We start from the raw sequence: 23169 nt of genomic DNA, 5'->3' as shown, positions 1-23169 counted from the left end.
TTAAAGTGACATTCATGTTTAAAAAAAATAACAAAGCGACTGACTCTGAAGCACAACAATCGAAGCGCTCAGCACAGTCTCGCAAACAAAAAAATACAGCTAAAAAACGTCACGTTGTCGCGAAACTCATTGGCGTCGGTGTGACAGCCACAGCGGCAACGGGCGTAACTGCTGTCTTAGGCAGTTATGGCGCATGGCAATATGCCAAGCAGCAATATAAAGCGCGCCGTTTATACACCCCTGCATTTAGCGGGGTTGTGACCAATCAGCATTTTAAAGGCAAGGTGCATAAAGTCGGTGAATATTTGACCTTTGTCACCGATGGCGCTACCTATGCGCTCAATGACCCATTACTGCGTATCCAATCACTGTATCAGTCCAACAAAACACCTACTGACAATCAAGCCAGTCATCAAACCAAGCTCATGGATCAGGTGCATTGTGATGATGTCACCATTGTCGCTGAGCTCAGTGAAAAAGGACATTATGGTTATTTAGGACATTTGGATTATCAGTTAACCGTGGTCGACACCGCGGACGACGTAATGAATTTTTAATGGCGTTTTTTTGATAGATTATAGTATAGCATTTGTGACATACGAATGATTGTAACCACCCAAGTTGAACCATCATCAAAGGAGCTGAAGATGACAACAAAATTTATCCCAAAACCCTATCGTATCGAGCGCAATGACTGCCAAGCCATGCTGATTGATATACAAGAAAAACTTGCGCCCCATATTGCCGAACATCGAAAATTACTCAAGAAAATAGCGATTTTGATTCAAGGTCTACAAGCGCTCAATATTCCCATTATGGTTAATGAGCAATATCCCAAAGGACTGGGGTCTACCTTACCAGAGTTGACGCAGTTACTATCTGAAAAAAATACGCCAGTGTTTGAAAAAACAACCTTTAGTGCCTGTGATACGCCAACCTCTTGGCATCATATCGCCCAGCAAAATCGCAACAATGTGATTTTATTTGGCACAGAAACCCATGTCTGTGTCATGCAGACGGCGTTAGATCTACTCGATAACGGTATGCAGCCTATCATTATCACCGATGCGGTAGGCTCGCGAGACCTGTATGACCGTAAAATTGCGATTCGTCGTATGCGCCGCGCCGGTGCGGTCGTCACCACCACCGAAGCGATTTTATTTGAGCTGTGTCGTAGCTCAGAAGACCCCGCGTTTAAAACGATTTCAGCGCTAGTCAAGTAAATACGACTCAGACCATGCATGATAAAGAGGTATTTGATGCAACCACTTATTGATTATCTGTTGGCATTGGATGCCTTAAAATCAGTCAACCGCCGCAACTATACCACCCAACTGTCTAAAGACGCGCCACGACGTCTTGAAAATTCTGCCGAGCATTCATGGCATTTGGCGATGGCGTGTTGGGCAGTCGCGCAGCATTTCAAACTGGATGTCAATCATGAAAAACTGCTCAAACTGGCACTGGTTCATGACTTGGGTGAAATCGAGGCGGGGGACACGTTCTTATACGCTGATAAACGCTCGCAGGCGCATGTTGATGAGCGCATTGGTGTAGAAAAACTGACGATGATGACTGGCAACCCCGTTTCAGAATTGTTAACGCTGTGGGATGAGCAAGAAACAGGTCATAGTGCTGAAAGCAAACTACTTAAAGTGGTAGATAGGCTATTGCCCTTTATGCTCAATATGGTGACAGATGGCGGTGCGTGGACAGATCATCAGGTCAAACGATCCCAAGTCAAAGCCGCCCAAGCCTTTATCAGACAGGATTTTCCCGAGATTCACGACTGGATAACCGAGCAAATTGCCATTGCGGTACAACAGGGTTGGTTGATTGAAGATTAAACAAAAAAAACGTGCCACATAGGCACGTTTTTTAACTCACTATTTTTAAAATCACTAACAGTTAAACAATCTCTGGCGATTGGTTATCATTAATCACTGCCTCATTGACTGTGACGGTTTTGCCGGGTGTCATTGAAGGCAGTTCATACATGGTATCGAGCAGGGCGTTTTCAATAATGGAGCGTAAACCGCGCGCGCCGGTACGACGCTTTAGCGCTTGTTTGGCAATCGCAACTAGCGCATCATCGGTAAATGATAACGTCGCATTTTCCATTTTAAACAAGTATTCGTATTGTTTGACCAGCGCATTTTTTGGCTCAGTTAAGATTTGTACCAATGCCTCTTCGTCCAGTTCTTCTAATGTCGCCACCACAGGCAGACGACCAATTAACTCTGGAATCAGACCAAATTTAATCAAATCTTCTGGCTCGACTTGCTTGAACAATTCACCGGTTTTTTTGCCGCTGTCTTTGGCTTTTACCTCAGCGTTAAAACCGATACCAGTTTTTTCGGTACGCTGTTGAATGATATTGTCGAGACCGGCAAACGCACCGCCACAAATCACCAAGATATTACTGGTATCGACCTGAATCATCTCTTGGTTTGGGTGCTTACGACCGCCTTGCGGTGGAATATTGGCAACCGTACCTTCAATCAGTTTTAACAGCGCTTGCTGTACGCCTTCACCCGACACATCACGGGTAATCGAAGGGTTTTCGCTTTTACGGCTGATTTTATCAATTTCATCGATATAGATAATGCCTTTTTGCGCTCTCTCGACATCAAACTCTGCCGCTTGTAACAGTTTTTGTACGATGTTTTCCACATCTTCACCGACATAACCCGCTTCGGTCAAGGTAGTGGCATCGGCGAGCGCAAATGGGACATCAAGTAGGCGGGCAAGGGTCTGCGCCAGTAAGGTTTTGCCAGAGCCCGTTGGACCAATCAGCAAAATATTACTTTTTGATAGCTCAACCATCGCATCTTCAGCGCCAAGTGTCGTCAATGTTTTATCTTCACGCAGTTTTTCGCTGACCTTTAAGCGTTTGTAGTGGTTGTAAACCGCTACCGCCAAAGTTTTTTTGGCTTTATCTTGACCGATGACATACTCATCTAAGTGGCTGCGGATTTCTTTGGGCGTTGGCAATTTGCGCGCTGCCCAGTTTTCACGCTCATTAGTATCACTATCATCACTGCCCGATGACTTGGATTCGGCGATTAAATCATCGCACAGTTCAATACACTCATTACAGATATTGGCGTCTTGACCTGCAATTAGCTTTTTGACTTCATGTTTGGCTTTACCACAAAACGAGCAGTGTGGCTCAATGTCATTTTTTGACATAAAAAAACGCTCCTAAAATTATGCTTGTCTTAATTGCTTTGTGATTGTGTAACCTATTAAGCAATGCTTGGACGTTTTTCTAATACTTCATCAATCAGACCGTATTCTTTGGCTTCTTGGGCATCTAGCCAATAGTCACGCTCTACGTCACGGGCGATTTTCTCAAGTGGCTGACCGGTACGTTCTGCCAAGATTTTATTCAAGCGTTCACGGATTTTTAGGATTTCACGCGCATTGATTTCAATATCGGTCGCTTGACCTTGTGCCCCACCTGATGGTTGGTGAATCATCACACGCGCATTGGCTAAGGAATAGCGTTTACCTTTTTCACCCGCTGCCAGTAAGAATGAACCCATGCTATAAGCACCGCCCATACAAATCGTTGACACTTGTGGCTGGATAAAGTTCATGGTGTCAAACACCGCAAGACCCGCACTCACAGAGCCACCGGGTGAATTGATGTATAAGTGAATGTCTTTTTCTGGATTTTCCGCTTCTAAGAACAACAACTGGGCGACAATTAAATTCGCCATGTGGTCTTCAACTTGACCGGCTAAGAACACCACACGCTCACGCAATAAGCGAGAATAGATGTCAAATGAGCGCTCACCGCGAGCCGATTGTTCGATCACCATAGGTACTAAAGCACTTTGTGGTGACAACAGGTCACGGGTTACGGTATTTTGGATTTGACTCGTCGCGAAAGGCGAGTCCAAGAATTTTTCTAACATGTTATTGTCCTTTTTAAATATGCAAAAGCCCTTATCGTTTATAAGGGCAATTGGCATAAAAACAAGTTACTAAGCTGACTAAAAATCCATTCTTAAATGCCTAAGCTTAAATATCTAAGCTTAAATCCCTAAGAATGGATTAAGCCAATTATTACATCATCGCTTGTTATTGTTGGCTAGCCAGTAACTCTTGGTAAGATACTTCAGTGTCCGTTACTTTACCTTGAGACAAGATATGATCGACCACTTGGTCTTCTAACACCACCGCTTCGATGTTGGCACGTTCTTGCGCATTGTTGGTGTAATAGTCGATAACTTCGTTTGGATCTTCGTAGTTTTCTGCCATTTCGTTGATGTATTGGGTCACACGTTCTTGGTCAACTTCAAGTTTGTTTGACTCAATGAGGCTCGATACAATGATGCCAAGACGGGCAGCGCGCAGGGCTTGCTCTTTAAATAATTCGTTTGGTAGCATATCTTTGTTAAAAGTTTTAGGATCTGCGCCAAACTGCTGGGCAAAACGGTTTAACATCATGCTGCGTTGGCGATCGATTTCTTGCTCAAGCATCGATGCAGGTACGTCGATTTCATTTTTTTCAAGTAAGGCGTTAAATGCCGCTTCTTTCACTTGGTTACGGGCAGCGCTTTTTACTTCACGCTCCATGTTTTTACGCACGTCTGCTTTAAGTTTGTCTAAGCCGCCTTCTGTTACCCCAAATGCTTCAAGGAACTCATCGTTTAATTCTGGTAATTGTGATTGCTCAACTGATTTGACGTTGATTTTGAACTGTGCTTGTTTACCTTGTAGGTTTTCGGCTTGGTAATCTTCTGGGAACGTCACGTCGATGGTTTTTTCTTCGCCTGCTTTCATGCCTTTGATACCATCTTCAAAGCCTGGAATCATACGGCCACTGCCTAATACTAGGCTAAAGTCTTGTGCGCTACCGCCTTCAAATTTTTCACCATCGATTGAACCTTCAAAGTCAAACTTGACTTGGTCGCCTTCGGCTGCGGCATCGTCTTTGGCAACGTAAGTTTGGCGTTGTTTTTGTAGGTTTTCAATCATAGTGTCAACGTCTGCGTCACTCACGTTGGCAACTTGACGCTCAACTTCGATGTCTGATAACCCTTGCACTTCTACTTCTGGGAATACTTCAACCGTTGCTTGATACACTAAAAAGTCGTTTTCAAGTTTCACGTCATCAATGTTTGGCATACCCACAGCGCGGATGTTTTCTTGACGAATCGCATCAAATACGGTATCGCGAATCACATCGTTGATGACTTCTTGTTGAATACCTGCGCCATATTGGGCGCGAATGTGCGATACAGGCACTTTACCTTTACGAAAACCGTCGATTTTAGCGGTTTTTGCCACTTGGTTGATGCGTTTTTCCACGCGACCTTGAATGGTTGACACAGGTACTTTAACCGTGATTTGGGTTTCAAGGTTTGATTTTTTGTTGGTAGTTACTTCTAAGTTAGTAACTGTTGAATCTGACACATTTGAATTTGACATAACAAAACCTTCCATAAAATATCAAAAAAGAGCAGCGAGGTTGCCACTCATAAGGGTAAATAGCGATAAATTATCAGGCTTTTAAGGGGATTGAAAAAAGCCTATAAAATACGCAATCCAAAATCTGTGGGTTAACGCATGCTAAAGGCAAAAATTAACCGAAAGTGGTATAGTATAAATTAATCGCCACATAAAGTAAAAAAATTGTTGCTGTAAAATCTCTGTGTCGACTACCTTAGCAGTCACACCCTGTCTATCTGCAATTGATAGGCGAGAGTTGCAAACCTTTACTTTACTTCATCAGTTGCATTAGCAGTTGCTGCATCGCTTGCCCGCGATGACTGATGCGGTTTTTATCGCTCTTTTGCATCTCAGCAGCGCTTTTTTTTACGCTTGGTACCCAAAATAACGGATCATAACCAAAACCAAGTTCACCTTGCGGAGCGGGCAAGATTTCACCTTGCCAAATCCCTTGTGCAATGATGGGTAGCGGGTCTTCGGCATGGCGCACGAGTGCCAACACGCAAATAAACTGCCCGATAATCGGCGCATTCGTGTGTCTGTGCGGTTCAAGAAGCCGCAATAATTTTTGGTTATTGGCTAAGTCTTTATGCTCGCTAAAGCTGGCTTCATCTTGGGCAAAACGCGCGGAATAAATTCCGGGTCGACCGCCCAAAATAGGTACACATAAACCCGAATCATCCGCAATCGCAGGCAGCCCGCTAATACGGCTGGCATGACGGGCTTTAATCAGCGCGTTTTCAATAAAGCTCAGCCCATCTTCGACCGCATCCTCGATGCCCAATTGCCCTTGTGGGGTGACGGTTATTTCAAGATTGGCTTGTTCAAATAATTGCTTAAATTCCGCGAGTTTGCCTTGGTTATTACTGGCGAGGACTAACTGACGGGTAGGAAATAGTTGATTGGGGATAGAAACTGACATACAGACCCACTGTGTTTATTTTGCATAAAAAACCTGACCTTATCATAGCATAGTTAACAGTGGCTCGCGCTGTAAATACTCACGTTGCAAAAGCCTTATACCAAACCACTACAGTTTTTTTTGAGTAATTTGCTATCATCAAATAGCAAGTAACGGGTTAAAAATCAGCTTATTAGCATACACTCATTGATTTTTACCCCACAAGATAATAAATCCCCACTGTAGAAACGGTTAAATTCTGCCAATTTTTATGGCAAAATAACCCATGTGTTATGAGGATATTATCAAGGCTAATGATAGCAAGGTTAATAAGCAAAGCTCACGATAGTAAAGTTAGTGAGTGGTTTTAACCCTTGATGAAGTATAGCTAAATAACATAAACTAAAGAACATAAACCCAGCCAACTTGCCATTTTAGATATGGTTTTGATATATGCGTTTTTAATACAAAGCTTTTATCACAAAAATGGCATGTGGTCACTTTTATCATAAAGTCATCACAACAATAGCGAAGGAAAAAGGAAAATAACATGTCACACATTACATTACCAGATTTACCATATGCCAAAAATGCGCTTGAGCCACATATCAGTGCAGAAACCCTAGAATTTCACCATGACAAACACCATGCAGCGTATGTTAACAAACTAAATGAGCTACTACCAGGTTCAGGTCTTGAAGGTAAAGAGTTGGATGAAATCATCAAAGCCACCGCAGGTGATAGCAGCAAAGCAACCATCTTTAACCAAGCGGCACAAGTTTGGAATCATACTTTCTACTGGAACTGCCTAACTGCCAATGGTGGCGGTGAACCAACAGGCGATCTAAAAGCCAAAATCGAAGAAGCGTTTGGTTCGTATGCAAAATTCCGTGAAGAATTCAAAAACGCGGCTGTAAGCCAATTTGGTTCAGGTTGGGCATGGTTAGTGGCTGACAGTATTGGTGGTCAATTATCAATCATTAAGACTGCAAACGCAGACACCCCATTAGCGCATAACCAAGTTGCAGTATTGACGTGTGACGTGTGGGAACATGCTTATTACATCGATTATCGTAATCGTCGTCCAGACTACGTTGATACTTTCCTAGACAAACTGGTCAACTGGGATTACGCAAACGCCAAATACAAAGGTCAAGAAGCTGGCGTAGAAAAATAATTGCCTATCTTTGCTTCTTTAAGTCCTTTAATTTTTTAAAAAAAGCCGAATCAATTTCGGCTTTTTTTATTTGCACATTTGTGGTGACGATAAAGCTGTGTTAAGAGACTTGCACAGGAATCACGTTGGCAGTGTCTTTAACAATATTACCTTCATCAAGGTAAACCAAGCGTGGATGATGGTTGTCGGCTTCTTTCTCATCCATTTGCGCGTAAGCAGCGATAATTACCACATCGCCTAAATCCGCCATGTGAGCGGCTGCTCCGTTGAGCGAAATCATTTTTGAGCCTGCTTCTGCACGAATCGCATAGGTGCGAAAACGTTTACCGTTGTTGACATTGTAAATGTCGATTGATTCGTTCTCACGGATGCCCGCCAAGTCGAGTAACTCGCTATCAATGCCACATGAGCCTTCGTAGTGAAGCTCACAATGGGTCACACGCGCACGGTGAAGTTTGGCTTTTAATAGGGTTAATAACATGATCGTTCCTTACCTTGTCAGGTTAACGCGATGCGCGTCATTGTGGTAAAAGTGAGCAGGCTAGTCATGAGAGGCTATTAACCAACTCGATAAAAGTTAAACATGATTGAAATATCAGGTGAGAAATTCATCCATCTTGCAATCAATATATGGAAGGAAAATAAAAGTTCAAGGATAAACCCTAAGATTTATCAATCTTGTCCTTTGGTTAACGTTAGGCATGGGGTAGTTTAAAACTATTGATGGCTTGCTGGGCTTTGGCTAAGTCACCTGTCACCAAGTCGGGCAGGGTACGCATGGCAGCATCTAGCATACTGTCAAATGCGATTTGCTCATCAGCGGTCGGTTTGCCAAGCACATAACCCGATACTTTGGACTTATGTCCTGGATGACCAATCCCCAAACGTAAACGGTGAAAATCCGCGCCGATATGCGGCACGATATCACGCAGTCCATTATGACCGCCATGACCACCGCCTGTTTTTAAGCGCATACGACCCACATCAAGGTCAAGCTCATCATGAACAATCAGCAGTTCGTCATTGTGGATGCCATAAAAACTCACCATCGGCACCACCGCTTCCCCTGATTTATTCATAAAAGTATGCGGTAACAATAAGCGTATATCCATGCCATACACTACGCCACGTCCAACCAAACCATGAAATTTTTTATCCAACGTCATGGTGATGTTAAACGTCTCGCTTATACGCTCCACAAACCAAAAGCCAGCATTATGCCGTGTTTGGGCATACTGCTGACCTGGGTTGCCAAGTCCGACAATCAGTTTCAGTTTTGACACGCTGATTATTCCAACTTAAGCGGCAAATGACAAATGATTATTCATCATCAGATTTTGGGGCATCATGGGTATCATCTTGTGCTTGAAGCTTACGTGCTTCTTCGTCACCTTCAGGATCACGAGTACCGGCAGCTTCTTCATTTGCTTCTGGCTCGATTGGCTCTTCAACTTCCACCGTTGGCGCTTGCATAGTAGCCACGGTACGGTTAAACGGTTCAGTCACTTCAAGCTCACGAATGGCAACGCCTTCAGGCAACTGGATATCTAACAAGTGAATCGAATCGCCTATGTTCATGCCAGAGACATCGACTGTCAAGTATTCTGGGATTTTTGAAGGAATGGCAGTGATTTCAAGTTCCGTAGCATTCGATACAAAGATACCGCCTGCTTTATGACCTGGTGCATCTTCAGCGCCTACATAGTGTACAGGAACAGTGATGTGCATCGCTTGACCACGGACGATACGTTGGAAGTCAGCGTGCATTGGGGTGTTTTTGGCTGGATGACGTTGTAGTGCTTTAATCACCACTTCTTCCGTACCTTGACCTTCTACGTTGATGGTCAAAATGTGAGAGAAGAAACTTTCTGTTTCCAGTGATTTAATCAACTCATTGTAACGGATGGCAATAGAGGCTGGCTCTTTGTCCGCACCGTACACGATTGCTGGTACTAGGTTTTGTTTACGAAGGCGGCGGCTCGCACCTTTACCTTGTAACTCGTCGCCACGTACGACAGCGTTTAATTCAAAAGTTTGGTTACTCATGGGAGTTTCCTTGGGTTAGGCTAGTCATGGGTGCCTGGTCAGTATGACTTGGCTTTTTGCCTTTACTTACAAAGCTCTGCTTGTAAAGATTGGCAAGTGACTAGCGAGTGAAAAAAAGCATAAATTTGCGACCAATTTATGCGTTATGCGCCATTTTTTAAAAAATGGCAAAACTTTAACAATTATTTTGCAAATAGCAAGTTAACAATAGCAACATGGGCATAACCAATACGCCCGCATCTTACATGTTGACTAGCATTGCCTAAAATCACCTACATAATGTCAAACATCGCACTCAATGATTCTTCATTGTTGATACGACGTAGCGCTTCAGCCAGCATAGGGGCAATAGTCACTTGGCGAATTTTGCCCGTGTTTTTTGCCGCATCTGACAGTGGGATAGTATCGGTTACGACAAGCTCATCAAGCACTGACGCTGCAATTGTTTGAATTGCTTTACCTGACAATACGGGGTGGGTGATGTAACCCACCACACGGCGCGCGCCACGTTCTTTTAATGCGGCAGCGGCTTTACACAGGGTACCTGCGGTATCCACCATATCATCAATAATCACGCAATCGCGGTCTTTAACATCACCGATAATATGCATCACTTCTGATTCGTTGGCTTTGGCGCGGCGTTTATCAATAATTGCCATATCGGCATCGCCTAACTGTTTTGCCATTGCACGGGCACGCACCACACCGCCCACGTCAGGGGATACTACCATCAAGTTATCGTATTTTTGCTCACGTAAATCTTTAAATAAAACCGGCGTACCGTAAATATTGTCTACAGGAATATCAAAGAAACCTTGAATCTGGTCTGAGTGCAAATCCACGGTAACCACACGGTCAATGCTCACAATATTGAGCATATCAGCGACCACTTTTGCTGAGATAGGCACACGCGCTGAGCGAGGACGACGGTCTTGACGCGCATAACCAAAATAGGGCATCACTGCCGTAATACGACCTGCACTCGCACGGCGCAAGGCATCTGCCATTACCATGATTTCCATCAAATTGTCATTGGTCGGTGAGCAAGTTGATTGTAGGATAAAGACGTCTTTACCACGTACATTCTCTTGGATTTCAACCGCGACTTCACCATCCGAAAAACGCGTCACATCGGCACGTCCTAGCGGAATATGTAAGTGATTGGTGACATTTTTTGCCAATTCTGGATGGGCATTTCCGGTAAAAATTGCCAAATAAGGCATATGCGAGTCCTATTTTTCTAGACCAACGACGGTTTCATCAAACAAAAAAACCCATCAACTAACTTTTACAATTAGGATGAGAAAAACGTCATTACGTCAACTACTAAAAATGGGTTAGTAAAGAAAATGGCAGGGGTAGCTGGACTCGAACCAACGAATGCCAGGATCAAAACCTGGTGCCTTACCAACTTGGCGATACCCCTGTGACGGTGCGAACTATACCGATTTTAGGCAATTTTGTCAATGTAAAATGTCTTGAACAGCGCAGATTTTATGACAAAATTTTTACTACGTGAGGCACAAAAAAATCTGTACATCTTTGAATATGGCAGGGGTAGCTGGACTCGAACCAACGGATGCCAGGATCAAAACCTGGTGCCTTACCAACTTGGCGATACCCCTATATTGGAAGCGATATTTTAACCAAAAAACATAAAATTGCAAGCTTTTTTTGGGCATAAACATCAAAATTTTTGCAATTGTTGATTTTCCAAAATTTTGTTACAGCGTATGCACCCAATACGCCTGAAAAGGTGAGGATTGTAACCAGTGTTTGATGCTATTTTTATCAAAATCGCTGGGTACTGGCAAAAACACACAACTGCCTGAGCCCGTCATGCGCGGTGTGGTGTGGGTGTTGGCGGCAAGCGTCATTAAAACATTCATCGCGGCGTTGACGTCTGTAGATAAGGCACATACCACAGGTTCAAAAACATTGGTAAAGCCATCGGTTAACTCATTGGTAAAGGCATGGCAATGGCTTTTTAAATAGTCATGAGAAAGGCTTGCGCAATCCCGTTTTAGCAGCGGGTGGGCGAAAAGTTCAGCCGTGCTGATATGGGCATCGGGTTTTAGCAATAAAAATTGCTGCGCAGGCAAGTCAATCGGCGTTAAAATCTCACCAATGCCTTCAGCAATGGCATCTTTGCCAAAAATAAATATCGGTACATCCGCGCCCAGTTTTGCGCCAATGAGGCGTAGCTGCTCATTTCTCAATCCCAGTCGCCATAAGGTATTGAGCGTCATCAGGGCTGTCGCACAATTAGACGAACCCCCGCCCAAGCCTGCCCCCATCGGAATGTGTTTATCGAGGTGAATATCAACAATCGGTAATTGGGCGATTTGCGAGTCACTCAAAATTTGATGATTTTTGGCAAAGGCTAATAAGGCAATGGCCGCTTTAACAATCAGATTGTCGGCAGGGGTGTCGGTGACGTGCTCGGCATTGGTCAGGGTGACGGGTAAGTTGTCGCCAATGGTTTTATCCGTATGGCTAAAAGTGAGTGTATCGTACAAATCTATCAGCCGAAATACGGTTTGTAGATTGTGATAGCCGTCGGGGCGTTTACCGGTAATATGTAAAAATAAATTGATTTTGGCAGGGGATTGTTGGGTAATGGTCGGCATATTTTTATAATGAGTAACAGGGTGGCTCGAAATTTTAACACATCAATTTGCATTGAAGTTCATTGAAAGGATAAAAATCGGCTGTGCTATAATGCCTTTCCTTTTTGATTCGATGTTCAAATTTAAAAAATGTCTCAACTTAAACCTTTTCTAAAATGGGCTGGCGGTAAATCACAACTCATCGGTGATATACAAGCACGTTTGCCAAATTATACAGCCAATCAAGATTTCTGTATGATTGAGCCATTTCTAGGTGGGGGTGCGGTCAGTTTTTGGGCATTATCTAACTTAAAGTATCTAAAAAAACTTATTATTAATGACTTTAATGAAGATTTAATAAATGTCTATCAGGTTATCAAGGCAGATGTTCAACAGTTAATGATTGAGTTAGATAACTTGCAAAAAGATTATGATAAGTTGTTAGATAAAGATGCAAAAACGCCTTATTTTTATGCTAAACGTGCAAGTTTCAATCAAAGAAATCTTGATCCAGTGAAGCAAGCCAGTTTATTTATATTTTTGAATAAAGCCAGTTTTAATGGGCTATATCGAGTTAATAAAAAAAATCAGTTTAATGTGCCAATAGGTAGTTATAAAAGACCCGTTTTTTTGGATAAAGCATTATTACTTGCAGTCTCTGACGCGTTGCAAAAAGTCGTGATTTTACAGGGTGACTACGAGCAAACGATTAAAGCGCTACCAAACAACTTACCTTGCTGGTTTTACCTTGATCCACCTTATCGCCCGATTAGCGAAACAGCAAGTTTTACTGCATATTCTCATCAAGTTTTTGATGACAGTGAGCAACGTCGGCTACATGGGTTTTGCCAAAAAATTGATAAATTGGGACATCAGTTTTTATTAAGTAATTCCGACCCAACGACGCACAGCGAGTATGATGATTTCTTCGACATACTCTATCAAGATTTTAATATTGAGCGAGTAACGGCTAATCGTGCTATTGGGGCAAAATCAACCAGTCGCCAAGCCGTCAATGAGTTGTTAATACGGAACTATTAATCTCTAAACAATTTTATCGGCTTTGATAGTACCGTTTTGAATATCTAGCATAAATTCCTTTTTAAAATAAAATGCATGGTTTTTATTGGATACATGGCGATCAAGCGTGGTGCAAAATATTGGATTATATTGCCCGTTCGCTCTCTTTGCATCTTTACTGCGAATTTGGATATATTTGCCGTTTGAAGTATGAATAAATTTGTCGGATGAATTTTCCAAATCATGCAAGATTTTTGCTTTTATTGTTTCAAAATCATCATGAAATTGTTGAAACAAATCATGATTTTCTTTGCAATTAATGTGATACGCAGGTAAAAAATACCAATCATTAGGCTCTTTACTGTTTTTACAAACAGGCAGATAAAGCAAATTACTTATTTTGGCTAGTAAGCGATTTTCTACAGTATCATTAAAAAATAAACTATCAAAATCTTTAGAGATTTGGGTAATAAACATGGTTTCTCTAGGTTTGCCGTTGCTATCTGCTTTATTGGTTTTTAACTCACCATCTTCAAAATCGGTCAAATCGCTATTGTTTGGCATGTCTAAAAGCTGTTGTAAGAATTGACCCGTATTACCTTTATTAATTGTAAAGCTGGTTAAATCTTCTTGAAGTTTAAGCTGTGAAAATGGCTTGTGATAAAGGGCTGGCAATTTATCAAATACATCAATTAGTTTCATTTTTTCCCCTAAAATCAAATAATTCACTTAACGACAAATCAAACGCGTTAGCAAAAATCTCAATATTGTTTAGTGCAGGATTTCGCTCGCCACGTTCGACCATCCCAATATAGTTACGATGAAACCCTGTCAGTTCTGCTAACTGCTCTTGACTGAGATTTTTAGCTTTGCGCAGTTGGCGAATTTTTTGCCCAAACTTGATTAAAATGTCATTTTCCATTGCGTTATTCTCACTGATTGATTAAAATTAACCACACACAATAAGTGTTATTTTGGAATTATTGACATGCATGTTGCTTACAAGTTCAATGATGATTGTGAATGGCTAGCGGATGAAGGCATCAAAGGCAAAATTGTGAATACCTTGCGAATGCTTAGCTTGGATAGTCGGTTAGAAAACCAGACGGTTTTCATTCCTGATGGTTGTGAAAATATGGGATTTTTAGAAGGGAGTTATGATATCGCGTCAATGTTGCACTTTATTGCGGATATGATGGAATGATTTTTTATCAATCAGAACTACAAGATTTTACGCTGCTGCAAGGTGATTGCTCACACATTTTGCCGACAATCGATGATAAATCTATCAATATGATTTTTGCTGATCCGCCTTATTTTTTATCCAATGACGGATTAACGGTTAAAAATGGTATAGTGCAATCGGTCAATAAGGGTGAGTGGGATAAATTTAGTGATGATAATGAAGTCTATATTTTTACTTATGATTGGCTAAGCCAAGCAAAGCGAATGTTGGCAGATAATGGCACGATTTGGATGAGTGGAACCCACCACAATATTTTTACGCTAGGGCGAGTATTATCACAACTCAATTTTAAAGTCTTAAACATGATAACTTGGGAAAAACCCAATCCACCGCCAAATTTTTCTTGTCGCTATTTCACCTATTCAACTGAATGGATAATCTGGGCAAGAAAAAACCCAAAAATTCCGCATTACTTTGATTATGAATTAATGAAGTCGCTCAATGGTGACAAACAAATGAAAGATGTTTGGCGTCTGCCTGCGGTATCAAGCTGGGAAAAGCAATTTGGCAAACATCCTACGCAAAAACCGTTAGGATTGTTGTCAAGGATTGTTTTGGCGTCTACCAAAGCCAATGATCTCGTGCTTGACCCATTTACAGGCTCATCGACAACAGGTATTGCTGCCAATTTATTTGGTAGAAAATTTATCGGAGTTGACCAAGATAGTAATTTTTTAACCTTAAGCAAAAATCGCTATCTTGGGTTGGATGAAAAATCACGCCAATATTTTAAAGAGAGAGTCAAACAACAGATTAGCTTGTAGCTTTCATTATTTTTGGCTCTTGAATCGGTAGATTGAGCACAGCAGCCAAGGCAGCCAGTGCCATATCGGCATACCACATATACTGATAATTACCAAATTTATCGACCACAATTCCCCCCAAGTAGGCGCCCAAAAACCCACCAACTTGGTGACTAAATAACACCAATCCAAACAAGGTCGCCAAATATTTGACCCCATACAACTTGCCGACGGTTGCCGCAGTCGGGGGTACCGTGGCAAGCCAAGTTAGACCCAAGCTAACCGCAAATATAAAAAAAGTCGTTGCGGTTTTGGGTGCCATCAAGAAAATCGCAATCAAGATAGTACGGCTCAAATACATCCAAAACAAAATATATTTACTGCGAAAATGACCCACACACCAGCCGACAAACAAACTGCCGACCACATTTGATAAGCCAATCAACGCGAGCGACCAAGAGGCAACATTGCTACCGAGACCCGCCAACGTTACTTCCATCGGCAAATGAGTGACCAAAAACGCAATATGAAAACCACAGGTAAAAAAGCCGATATGCAGCAGCCAATAGTTACGATCGCTAAGCGCGCGTCGGATGGCTTGTGATAGCGTTTCGTGGACTTGGTCATGAGCAACCGCCGACGAAGCGGCAGGCGCATGTTTACCAACATTTTTACCGTGCGTGAGATAATAGGCCAACGGCAAACACAGCAAACTTGTCCCTGCCATAAAATACATTGCCCCTGTCCAACCTATCAATGGCAGAGCAATTAACCCTTGTAAAATCGGCGCAAATAAAAATTGTCCAAACGAGCTACCTGCATTAATAATACCCGATGCAGTGCCGCGCATATGGGGTGGGGTTTGATTCGCCACTTGTCCCATCAGCACTGAAAAACTACCCGCCCCTGTCCCAAATGCGACCAAAATCCCAAGCGTGACCACCAAACCAGCGGCACTGACAAAATAGGGCACACTAAAACAGCCAATCGCCAGTAGCAAGGTACCGAACAATAGTACCTGCCATGCGCCAAACTTATCCGCCAGTGCCCCTGTCACAGGCTGTGACACGCCCCACATCAGCTGTGTCACCGCTAAGGCAAAACTGATTTGCACAATGCCGATATGCGCGCTAGCATCAATCGGTTTGATAAATAACCCAAGCGATAGGCGAATCCCAGACGTTATCAATAAAATAGCCGCAGCGGCGGCAACTAACAGCCAAAGCTGATTTTTTGACGGTAGGGCAGGGCTTGACATAGGGCATATCCAAAAAAAGGTAGCAAAAACTGGGGTGGCAACTACTTGGCTAACGCGCTAGTATCTGACGCATAAAACTGTTCAAAAAAATCCATGAATGCGCGATTTCATACAATCAATGTGCGCCGAGCAATCTTGATTAATTTAACCCATAAAAACAAAAAACCCTAGTAAATACTAGGGTCTCAGGGATTTTAATGGTTAGGTTAACACTTAACCAAACATTCGTTGTATTAAATTTACTTGCTTTGGAACCAAGAATCCGCACGGCTACGTGCAGTGGCAATATCTTGTGATGACAAGTTTAATGCCAATTGACCGATTTTGCTTTGCGCGCGGGTGCGTACTTGGTCTGATAGCATGCCGTCACGAGCCGCTAGGTCATACCATTTGTAGGCATCGACCAATTTCTTTTCTTTTTCATCTAGCATGGCTAGGGTATAGCTGGCACGGTTATCACCCAGTTTTGCCGCTTTTTCTAACCAATAACGCGCTTGCCCAGCATTAGGCTGCACGCCTTCGCCACGGATATACATCATGGCAAGATTTAATTGTGCAGGTGCAATGTCTTGTTTGGCGGCGGTGGTGTACCACTGGATGGCTTGTTGGAAGTTTTGCTGAATGCCGAGACCTTTTTGGTAGCGTTTGGCTAGGAAGAATTGGGCTTGTTGGTTGCCAGATTTAGCTTGGCTTAGTAATGCCATCGGTTCCATGCTGTCATAGCGTGAGCCATTGAGTGGAATATTGGCAACCAGTTCAGCGCTTGCAACGCCTGATAAGCTTAAAAATGCAGTTAATACGGTGACTTTTAATAATTTCATAACCAACTCCGAGTATCAAGCTGCAGCCATCGCAAGCTTGCCTAGGTTTAGATAAAATAAACTTAATAAATAGGTAAACGAATTAACAGAAAATCTTAAATTTTACAATGATTTAGCCATTCGTTATGTTTTAATAGGATAACGCAATCTTTTGATTGTTTTAGGTTAACACTGTTTGCTTTGCGTTTCAAATATTTAAGTGAAAATGTAAACAGTTGTTACAATATTTCACAGGGGAAACAAACACTTGCGACGTTTGGTGTCGTGTAGGGCTTTACTTTTGTGACATATTGTTAGATTAGACGGTAATTTATCCGCTGACCAAATTTTCATAGGCATAGAATCAGCGATAAAACAGCTTAGTTTTTGGTAACACGATAGATTGCCACATCGGCAAGTAAGTTGGGGTTTTTGCGGATGATTTGCGCCAATGCCCAAGGGTAGGGCTTTTCACTTTCTTGTACCGCAAAACGATTGATGATGCGGATGTCATTGTCATCACACAGCTTTTCAAAGTCTTTAAAGGTACACAAGTGAATATTGGGCGTGTTGTACCAAGCAAACGGCAGGGCTTCAGACATTGGCATCATACCTTTGATACCCAAGTGAATACGGTTTTGCCAATGCGCAAAATTAGGGAAAGTGACAATCACTTCTTTGCCAACACGTACCATGTCGAGGAGTAGTTGGTCGGGCTCTTTGACCGCTTGTAGGGCGCGCGCCATCACCACCGTGTCAAAGCTTGCGTCGGCAAACCGCGCCAACCCATCATTTAAGTCTTGCTCAATGACGTTAACGCCTTTGGTGATACAGTCATTGATTTTAGTTTGGTCGATTTCGATACCATAGCCAAATACGCCCAATTTGTTTTGCAAATGCGCGAGTAAATCACCGTTGCCACAGCCTAAATCTAAGACTTTGGCATTGGGTTTGATCCAGCGTTCGGCAAGTTGATGGTCGATTTTCATTCAATTCTCGTTAAATCTAAGTTAAGCCGTTAAAAAATTAAATACCGATTGACGATAGGTCGGGATATCAAACAAAAACGAATCATGCCCATAGGCGGCATCGATATTGATATAGCTTACGGGCTTACCATTGGCAATTAGCGCATCCACAATTTCTTGCGAGCGCTCTGGGCTAAACCGCCAATCGGTGGTAAAGGATATAATTAAAAACTTACATTGGGTATTTGCCAATGCCAACCGTAGCGCATCGGTATCACTCAAGCTATCATTGATACTGTCATCCTCAATCGCGCCACGCGCTGGGTCAAAATAATCCAGTGCTTTGGTCATCAGCAAATAGGTATTGGCATCAAAACGTTCACTAAACTGCTCACCTTGATAGCGTAAATAACTTTCCACTTGAAATTCTACATCGTAATTGAACATCAGCTTGCCGGCTTTCAAATCGCGTCCAAATTTCACCCGCATCGCTTCATCGGTGAGATAAGTGATATGACCGACCATACGCGCCAAAATCAAGCCGCGTTTGGGGATTTTGCCTTGCTCGATATAGCGTCCTTCACAAAAATCAGGATCGGATAAAATCGATTGGCGTGCCACTTCGTTAAAGGCAATATTTTGCGCAGACAGCTTGGGCGTGCTGGCAATGACCACACATTTTTTCAGCCGACCCGGATAGTCAATTGACCACTGCATGGCTTGCATGCCGCCCATTGAGCCACCAACAATGGCATGCCAAATGTCAATGCCCAGATAGTCAGAGAGCATGACTTGTGTTTTTACCCAGTCTTTGATGGTGACTAAGGGAAAATCTGGACCATACGGCTTGCCGGTTTCTGGGTTGGTACTGGTTGGACCGGTCGAGCCGTAGCAGCTACCAATGTTGTTAAGACACACCACAAAAAAACGCGTGGTATCAATCGCTTTGCCAGGACCGATAAAAGTATCCCACCAGCCGGCTTTTTTATCATCGCTACTATGATAGCCAGCCGCATGATGACTGCCCGATAGCGCATGACAAATCAATATCGCATTGGATTTATCGGCGTTGAGCTCGCCATAAGTTTCCACCATTAAATCAAAAAATGGCAGCGTGCGATTGCATTCTAGTGTCAATGGGGTATCAAAATGAATTTTTTGCGGTGTGACGATACCCACAGATTTGCCACCAGATTTGGCAAAACTAATAGGATGATCGTCGTCAAAATTTTTGGGGACAGTCAATTCAGCTTCAGGTAAAATCTTGGCATGTGGTTTGTGTTGCTGTGTGCTCACCCGCTTTCTCACTAATTTTTGATTGATAACGCATTAAAAGTATAGCTATTGTAAGGGTTTATATGGGTTATCACAACTTGGAATTCAAATGCCAAATTTAGCATCATCACCCCACTATACACTCCTATCGCTTACGGGATTGGCGCTCACAGGATTGGCGCTCACGGGGTTTTTGGCATTGACGTATTTGGCGTTTCATCAGCCAACATCGGTTTTGGCTGTCAATGCTAGTAAAGCCACAAGCGACACGACGATTAGCCATCATCAAAGCAATCACTCCCTCAGCCATCCAAACAGCCACCAAAACCACTATCAAAACCAACAGCACCAACAGCCCAAGCAGCATAGCCACCAAGCAGACGGTGAATCGGCTAGCAGTCCCTCACAAAACGCAACCTTTAAAAGTAAAAGTCCTGCTAAAAGTCCTGTATCATCTGAACAAAATTCCCGCCTAGTGGATGCGCTACTGGTCATGGGTGGGATAGGTTGTCATTGATTCAAATATAGCTTAAAAATGCAATAATTGAGCAATTTCAGGTGATTATCCAGTACGCGCGCCCTAGTAAATATGCTAATCTTAACCCCACTTTTTTTATAATTTTTTGGATTAAAGACAAATTATGAAGCCAAGCAATCCACCTGAAATTGCCGTTGTCCTTGTGAATTTGGGAACACCCGATGCACCAACTGAAGCAGCGGTGCGTCGCTATCTCAAACAATTTTTGTCCGATCCGCGCGTGATTGAAATTCCGCAGTTTATCTGGCAAATCATCTTAAACTTGTTTGTGCTACGCAGTCGCCCCAAACGGGTTGCCCACGCCTATGCTAGCGTGTGGGACGGTGATTCCCCACTGCGTAAAATCACGCTTGCCCAAGTGGACTTGTTGCAGCAGCGTTTTGACCAACATCAACTGCCTTGCAAAGTAAGCGTCCATGCTGCCATGACCTACGGCAAACCTGCGTTAACAGATGTGCTATCGGCATTAACTACCAAAAAAGTAGAGCAAATCGTAATGTTGCCAGCTTATCCACAGTTTTCCGGTTCCACCACTGGCGCGGTGTTTGATGTCGTCGCCAAATGGGGACTTAAGCAGCGTAATTTACCCAGCATCAGCTTTGTCAAAGATTATTTTGCCCATCCGCAATACATCCAAGCCTTGGCTGAGAGCGTCAAACGCTTCCAAGATGAACATGGCAAACCTGAAAAACTGCTATTGAGTTTTCACGGGATTCCAGAGCCATATGAGCAAAAAGGCGATCCGTATGCCAGACGCTGTCGCTGTACGGCAGCGCATTTGGCGCAAGTGTTGGGGCTTGAGCGTCATGAGTGGGAATGTAGTTTTCAATCACGCTTTGGTAAGCAAGAATGGGTCAAACCCTATACGGATGTCACCTTAACCGAGTGGGGCAAGCAAGGGATCAAGTCAGTGCAGGTGCTAAGTCCGGCATTTTCGGCAGATTGCTTAGAGACGTTAGAAGAGTTGGCAGTCGAAAATCGAGAGACATTCCAGTCCAATGGCGGTGGGGATTATCATTATATCCCTGCACTCAATGTGGATGCTGCGCATATTGACTTGTTTGAATCATTGGCATTGCCACACGTGCAAGCGTGGCAACAAAATCTGCAAGGTTGGTATTAATACTTATTGTTAAAGCTTGAGATTAAAGCGGATTATTAAGCGCATTAATAGCAAGTCTTATTAACAGCAAGCTAATAAAAAAGGTTGGTAGCTTACCAACCTTTTTGGTGTTTCTTTTTGACCTTTAAATACAAAAAATTTCAGTACAGGAAATCAGTCTTTATAACTTTCATCTGCGGCATCAGGGTCAGCGATATCACCAATGGTCGGATAGTGCTCTTCGCTAAAGCTGTCTTCAACCAGTAATTCATCAATCCGCTGCTCATCAATATTTTGGCGATGAATCGCGGTCAGACCACTTTCACCCGCTTCAATATGGCTTGATGACAAGGATTCATCATCCAATTGCACAGTAAAACTATCCGCATCAATATCGCTCAAATTGCTATATGTTGGTTTGGCTTTCATTTTTGTTCCTTAATTTTCATTTATTGTTTATTATCAGTGTTATGGCGTTATCATAGCCAGTAATCAGCATGACATCTATGTTGCCAATGTGATATTTGTGTTATGTTATCGAAAACAGTTTTTCGCACAGACAGCGTTTTTAACAATTTTTATGGATAAAACAGGAAGTGGCTATGTTTAAAAATCTTGCCTCAGATGCATTGGGTTTGAGTGACATCGGTAAAATCATCCCACCGAGCCAGTTTAACCAAACCGATATTGATGACTATATTTTTCACGAAGATAACGAGCGGATTTATTTTGTGATTAAGTCAAAAATGGACGAATATTGCTTTACCAATGTCGCCTTTATCCACCTTGATGGGCAGTCGGCGACCAGTAAAAAACGCCTGCTAAAACGCTATCCGTACCGCAATTTTCAGCCTGCCAATATCATGATTGAGACCGCAGGCACGATGGATATGGATGCTGAGCTAAAATTTAGCTTGGGCGGTATGGCGTTTTCGATTGATATCGACAAAAATCAAATCGAGCAAATCCGTGACATCTATAAGGCGTTGACTGCGATTAGCGAGCAATGCAAACGCATTGCCCATGAAGAAACGGTGCTAGAAAAATCCTTTAATACCGTCACCAATATGTTTAGCCTACGCGAACTGTCAGAAAACGTGGTGCTTAACTTGCCGGATGTCATCAACCAAACTGTCGCACAAGTAGAAAATGCCTATGGCGAGCGTTTAAAGACCATTCGTAATTATGACTTTGGCGCGATTTTTGAGCATTACTTGCGTCAATAATTGCTAAAACTTATGCAAACTGTACTCACCGCCTACGCTGAGCAAGGTATCAAACTTGCGATTGAAAGCAAACGGGTCAAACATATCAACTTTCGTATCAAATCGATTGATGAAGCACCGTTTACCAGCTTGCTCAGCGTGTCTTATCCCATGTGTATGCCACAACACCTGCTGATGCAATCGCTTGAACATCGCCTTGCATGGGCAATTGATTGTCAGCAAAAACAACGAAAACTTAAACAACTTAAACCCAAAAAACCTGCCTATATCAATGATATTAAAGACTTGGCAAATTTGACCCTTGAAAGCAACGTTTATTTTGAAGGGCAACAGGTTGTGCTTGGAGAGTTATTGTTAAAGCACCACATAAAACCAAGCGAGCTGGCGCGATTGGATGTTGGCAAAACTTTACTCTATATTTATAAATTTTGGCTTACTCAATTTATCCAAAACCGCCAAGCGTTTTGGCAAGACAAAGTGGGTAAATCCGCAAATAGCATCACGCCTTACACCATGAAGACCCGATGGGGCAGTTGTAGCACCCAAGCCAAAACCATTCGCTTGTCCGTTTGGCTAGCGCAATTTCCCCCAGACTGCGCGGATTATGTATTGGTGCATGAGCTTTGTCATCTGATTGAGCCCAATCATTCGGCACGATTTTGGGCTCAGGTGGCACGAGTCATGCCAGATTATCAACTGTGGCATCAGCAATTAAAATTTGGCGAGCTGTAATTATTCAAGCTGTAAAAATTCAAGCTGTAACTATTTGAACCGTAACGATTCTAGCTTTAATTATT

General features: G+C 42.8%; 27 protein-coding genes and 2 tRNA genes. 11 read left to right on the top strand and 18 right to left on the bottom strand.

Features of this window, described 5'->3' with window-relative positions; genetic code table 11:
• The first annotated feature begins 14 nt into the window (after positions 1 to 14).
• The 3 genes from AXE82_RS06290 (at position 15) to AXE82_RS06280 (ending at position 1847) form a co-directional block, all read left to right on the top strand.
• Entirely contained in the window at positions 15 to 557 is a 543-nt protein-coding gene (locus tag AXE82_RS06290) for a hypothetical protein (RefSeq protein ID WP_062332662.1), read from the top strand.
• Between the two features lie 90 nt (positions 558 to 647).
• The gene (locus AXE82_RS06285) at positions 648 to 1223 is read left to right on the top strand and encodes a hydrolase (RefSeq protein WP_062332659.1); all 576 of its coding nucleotides are present in this window, start codon (positions 648 to 650) and stop codon (positions 1221 to 1223) included.
• 36 nt (positions 1224 to 1259) lie between these two features.
• A complete protein-coding gene (locus AXE82_RS06280; RefSeq protein WP_062332656.1) occupies positions 1260 to 1847 on the top strand; it encodes an HD domain-containing protein in 588 nt (195 codons plus the stop codon).
• Positions 1848 to 1908: 61 nt separating this feature from the next.
• Here the strand turns inward: AXE82_RS06280 and clpX are convergent, their stop codons facing one another.
• From clpX to rdgB, 4 genes are all read right to left on the bottom strand, one after another.
• Complete coding sequence (gene clpX, locus AXE82_RS06275) at positions 1909 to 3192, bottom strand: ATP-dependent protease ATP-binding subunit ClpX (protein WP_062332653.1); 1284 nt, start codon at positions 3190 to 3192, stop codon at positions 1909 to 1911.
• 56 nt (positions 3193 to 3248) lie between these two features.
• A complete protein-coding gene (clpP, locus tag AXE82_RS06270; RefSeq protein ID WP_237049454.1) occupies positions 3249 to 3827 on the bottom strand; it encodes an ATP-dependent Clp endopeptidase proteolytic subunit ClpP in 579 nt (192 codons plus the stop codon).
• A 262-nt stretch (positions 3828 to 4089) separates the two neighbouring features.
• Complete coding sequence (gene tig, locus AXE82_RS06265; protein ID WP_062332646.1) at positions 4090 to 5442, bottom strand: trigger factor; 1353 nt, start codon at positions 5440 to 5442, stop codon at positions 4090 to 4092.
• A 292-nt stretch (positions 5443 to 5734) separates the two neighbouring features.
• Positions 5735 to 6385, bottom strand: a complete 651-nt coding sequence (gene rdgB / locus AXE82_RS06260) for an RdgB/HAM1 family non-canonical purine NTP pyrophosphatase (RefSeq protein WP_062332644.1) — start codon at positions 6383 to 6385, stop codon at positions 5735 to 5737.
• 529 nt (positions 6386 to 6914) lie between these two features.
• Between rdgB and AXE82_RS06255 the strand changes: the two genes are divergently transcribed.
• Complete coding sequence (locus AXE82_RS06255; RefSeq protein ID WP_062332640.1) at positions 6915 to 7541, top strand: superoxide dismutase; 627 nt, start codon at positions 6915 to 6917, stop codon at positions 7539 to 7541.
• Positions 7542 to 7641: 100 nt separating this feature from the next.
• On the opposite strand, the gene panD is transcribed toward AXE82_RS06255, so the two are convergent.
• From panD to ispE, 7 genes are all read right to left on the bottom strand, one after another.
• Positions 7642 to 8022, bottom strand: coding sequence for an aspartate 1-decarboxylase (gene panD / locus AXE82_RS06250; protein ID WP_036589204.1), 381 nt, complete (start codon positions 8020 to 8022; stop codon positions 7642 to 7644).
• A 214-nt stretch (positions 8023 to 8236) separates the two neighbouring features.
• On the bottom strand, positions 8237 to 8824 hold the full coding sequence (gene pth / locus AXE82_RS06245) for an aminoacyl-tRNA hydrolase (RefSeq protein WP_050324934.1): 588 nt from the start codon (positions 8822 to 8824) through the stop codon (positions 8237 to 8239).
• A 37-nt stretch (positions 8825 to 8861) separates the two neighbouring features.
• Positions 8862 to 9587, bottom strand: coding sequence for a 50S ribosomal protein L25/general stress protein Ctc (locus AXE82_RS06240; protein ID WP_036589199.1), 726 nt, complete (start codon positions 9585 to 9587; stop codon positions 8862 to 8864).
• 272 nt (positions 9588 to 9859) lie between these two features.
• On the bottom strand, positions 9860 to 10810 hold the full coding sequence (locus AXE82_RS06235) for a ribose-phosphate pyrophosphokinase (RefSeq protein ID WP_007117244.1): 951 nt from the start codon (positions 10808 to 10810) through the stop codon (positions 9860 to 9862).
• Positions 10811 to 10937: 127 nt separating this feature from the next.
• Positions 10938 to 11013 (bottom strand) — tRNA-Gln (locus tag AXE82_RS06230).
• A gap of 123 nt (positions 11014 to 11136) precedes the next feature.
• Positions 11137 to 11212: transfer RNA gene (locus AXE82_RS06225), tRNA-Gln, on the bottom strand.
• A 99-nt stretch (positions 11213 to 11311) separates the two neighbouring features.
• Positions 11312 to 12217 carry a 4-(cytidine 5'-diphospho)-2-C-methyl-D-erythritol kinase gene (gene ispE, locus AXE82_RS06220; protein WP_062332637.1) on the bottom strand — a complete coding sequence of 302 codons (906 nt, stop codon included), beginning with the start codon at positions 12215 to 12217 and terminating at the stop codon, positions 11312 to 11314.
• 129 nt (positions 12218 to 12346) lie between these two features.
• On the opposite strand from ispE, the gene AXE82_RS06215 reads away from it, so the two are divergent.
• On the top strand, positions 12347 to 13237 hold the full coding sequence (locus AXE82_RS06215) for a DNA adenine methylase (protein WP_062332635.1): 891 nt from the start codon (positions 12347 to 12349) through the stop codon (positions 13235 to 13237).
• Positions 13238 to 13240: 3 nt separating this feature from the next.
• On the opposite strand, the gene AXE82_RS06210 is transcribed toward AXE82_RS06215, so the two are convergent.
• The gene (locus AXE82_RS06210) at positions 13241 to 13936 is read right to left on the bottom strand and encodes a PDDEXK family nuclease (protein WP_147285557.1); all 696 of its coding nucleotides are present in this window, start codon (positions 13934 to 13936) and stop codon (positions 13241 to 13243) included.
• The gene (locus AXE82_RS06205) at positions 13905 to 14138 is read right to left on the bottom strand and encodes a helix-turn-helix domain-containing protein (RefSeq protein ID WP_062332633.1); all 234 of its coding nucleotides are present in this window, start codon (positions 14136 to 14138) and stop codon (positions 13905 to 13907) included. The genes AXE82_RS06210 and AXE82_RS06205 overlap by 32 nt, the downstream gene beginning before the upstream one ends.
• Positions 14139 to 14204: 66 nt before the next feature.
• Here AXE82_RS06205 and AXE82_RS06200 point away from each other — a divergent pair, with 66 nt between their 5' ends.
• Positions 14205 to 14420 carry a hypothetical protein gene (locus AXE82_RS06200; protein ID WP_036596632.1) on the top strand — a complete coding sequence of 72 codons (216 nt, stop codon included), beginning with the start codon at positions 14205 to 14207 and terminating at the stop codon, positions 14418 to 14420.
• Positions 14417 to 15226 (top strand): DNA-methyltransferase, encoded by an 810-nt coding sequence (locus tag AXE82_RS06195; protein WP_062332631.1) that lies wholly within the window; start codon positions 14417 to 14419, stop codon positions 15224 to 15226. The genes AXE82_RS06200 and AXE82_RS06195 overlap by 4 nt, the downstream gene beginning before the upstream one ends.
• Here AXE82_RS06195 and AXE82_RS06190 read toward each other — a convergent pair.
• The 4 genes from AXE82_RS06190 to metX form a co-directional block, all read right to left on the bottom strand.
• Entirely contained in the window at positions 15216 to 16463 is a 1248-nt protein-coding gene (locus AXE82_RS06190) for an MFS transporter (protein ID WP_062332628.1), read from the bottom strand. The two genes, AXE82_RS06195 and AXE82_RS06190, sit on opposite strands and share 11 nt — an antisense overlap.
• A 239-nt stretch (positions 16464 to 16702) precedes the next feature.
• Complete coding sequence (locus tag AXE82_RS06185; RefSeq protein WP_062332625.1) at positions 16703 to 17284, bottom strand: tetratricopeptide repeat protein; 582 nt, start codon at positions 17282 to 17284, stop codon at positions 16703 to 16705.
• 359 nt (positions 17285 to 17643) lie between these two features.
• The gene (gene metW, locus AXE82_RS06180) at positions 17644 to 18252 is read right to left on the bottom strand and encodes a methionine biosynthesis protein MetW (RefSeq protein ID WP_062332622.1); all 609 of its coding nucleotides are present in this window, start codon (positions 18250 to 18252) and stop codon (positions 17644 to 17646) included.
• A gap of 21 nt (positions 18253 to 18273) precedes the next feature.
• Positions 18274 to 19440, bottom strand: coding sequence for a homoserine O-succinyltransferase MetX (gene metX, locus AXE82_RS06175; protein ID WP_062334830.1), 1167 nt, complete (start codon positions 19438 to 19440; stop codon positions 18274 to 18276).
• A gap of 175 nt (positions 19441 to 19615) precedes the next feature.
• Here metX and AXE82_RS06170 point away from each other — a divergent pair, with 175 nt between their 5' ends.
• Positions 19616 to 20023 (top strand): hypothetical protein, encoded by a 408-nt coding sequence (locus AXE82_RS06170; RefSeq protein WP_062332619.1) that lies wholly within the window; start codon positions 19616 to 19618, stop codon positions 20021 to 20023.
• Between the two features lie 124 nt (positions 20024 to 20147).
• Positions 20148 to 21167 (top strand): ferrochelatase, encoded by a 1020-nt coding sequence (gene hemH / locus AXE82_RS06165; protein WP_062332616.1) that lies wholly within the window; start codon positions 20148 to 20150, stop codon positions 21165 to 21167.
• 153 nt (positions 21168 to 21320) lie between these two features.
• Here hemH and AXE82_RS06160 read toward each other — a convergent pair whose 3' ends face one another.
• Positions 21321 to 21575, bottom strand: coding sequence for a hypothetical protein (locus AXE82_RS06160; RefSeq protein WP_062332614.1), 255 nt, complete (start codon positions 21573 to 21575; stop codon positions 21321 to 21323).
• 173 nt (positions 21576 to 21748) lie between these two features.
• Here AXE82_RS06160 and AXE82_RS06155 point away from each other — a divergent pair, with 173 nt between their 5' ends.
• Positions 21749 to 22372: a PH domain-containing protein gene (locus AXE82_RS06155; RefSeq protein WP_036596088.1), complete on the top strand. Its 624-nt coding sequence runs from the start codon at positions 21749 to 21751 to the stop codon at positions 22370 to 22372.
• Between the two features lie 12 nt (positions 22373 to 22384).
• The gene (locus AXE82_RS06150; RefSeq protein ID WP_062332611.1) at positions 22385 to 23104 is read left to right on the top strand and encodes a M48 family metallopeptidase; all 720 of its coding nucleotides are present in this window, start codon (positions 22385 to 22387) and stop codon (positions 23102 to 23104) included.
• Positions 23105 to 23169: the final 65 nt, after the last annotated feature.

The organism is Moraxella osloensis (assembly GCF_001553955.1).
Lineage (GTDB): Bacteria > Pseudomonadota > Gammaproteobacteria > Pseudomonadales > Moraxellaceae > Faucicola > Faucicola osloensis.
This window is presented reverse-complemented; position numbering and strand designations above follow the sequence as displayed.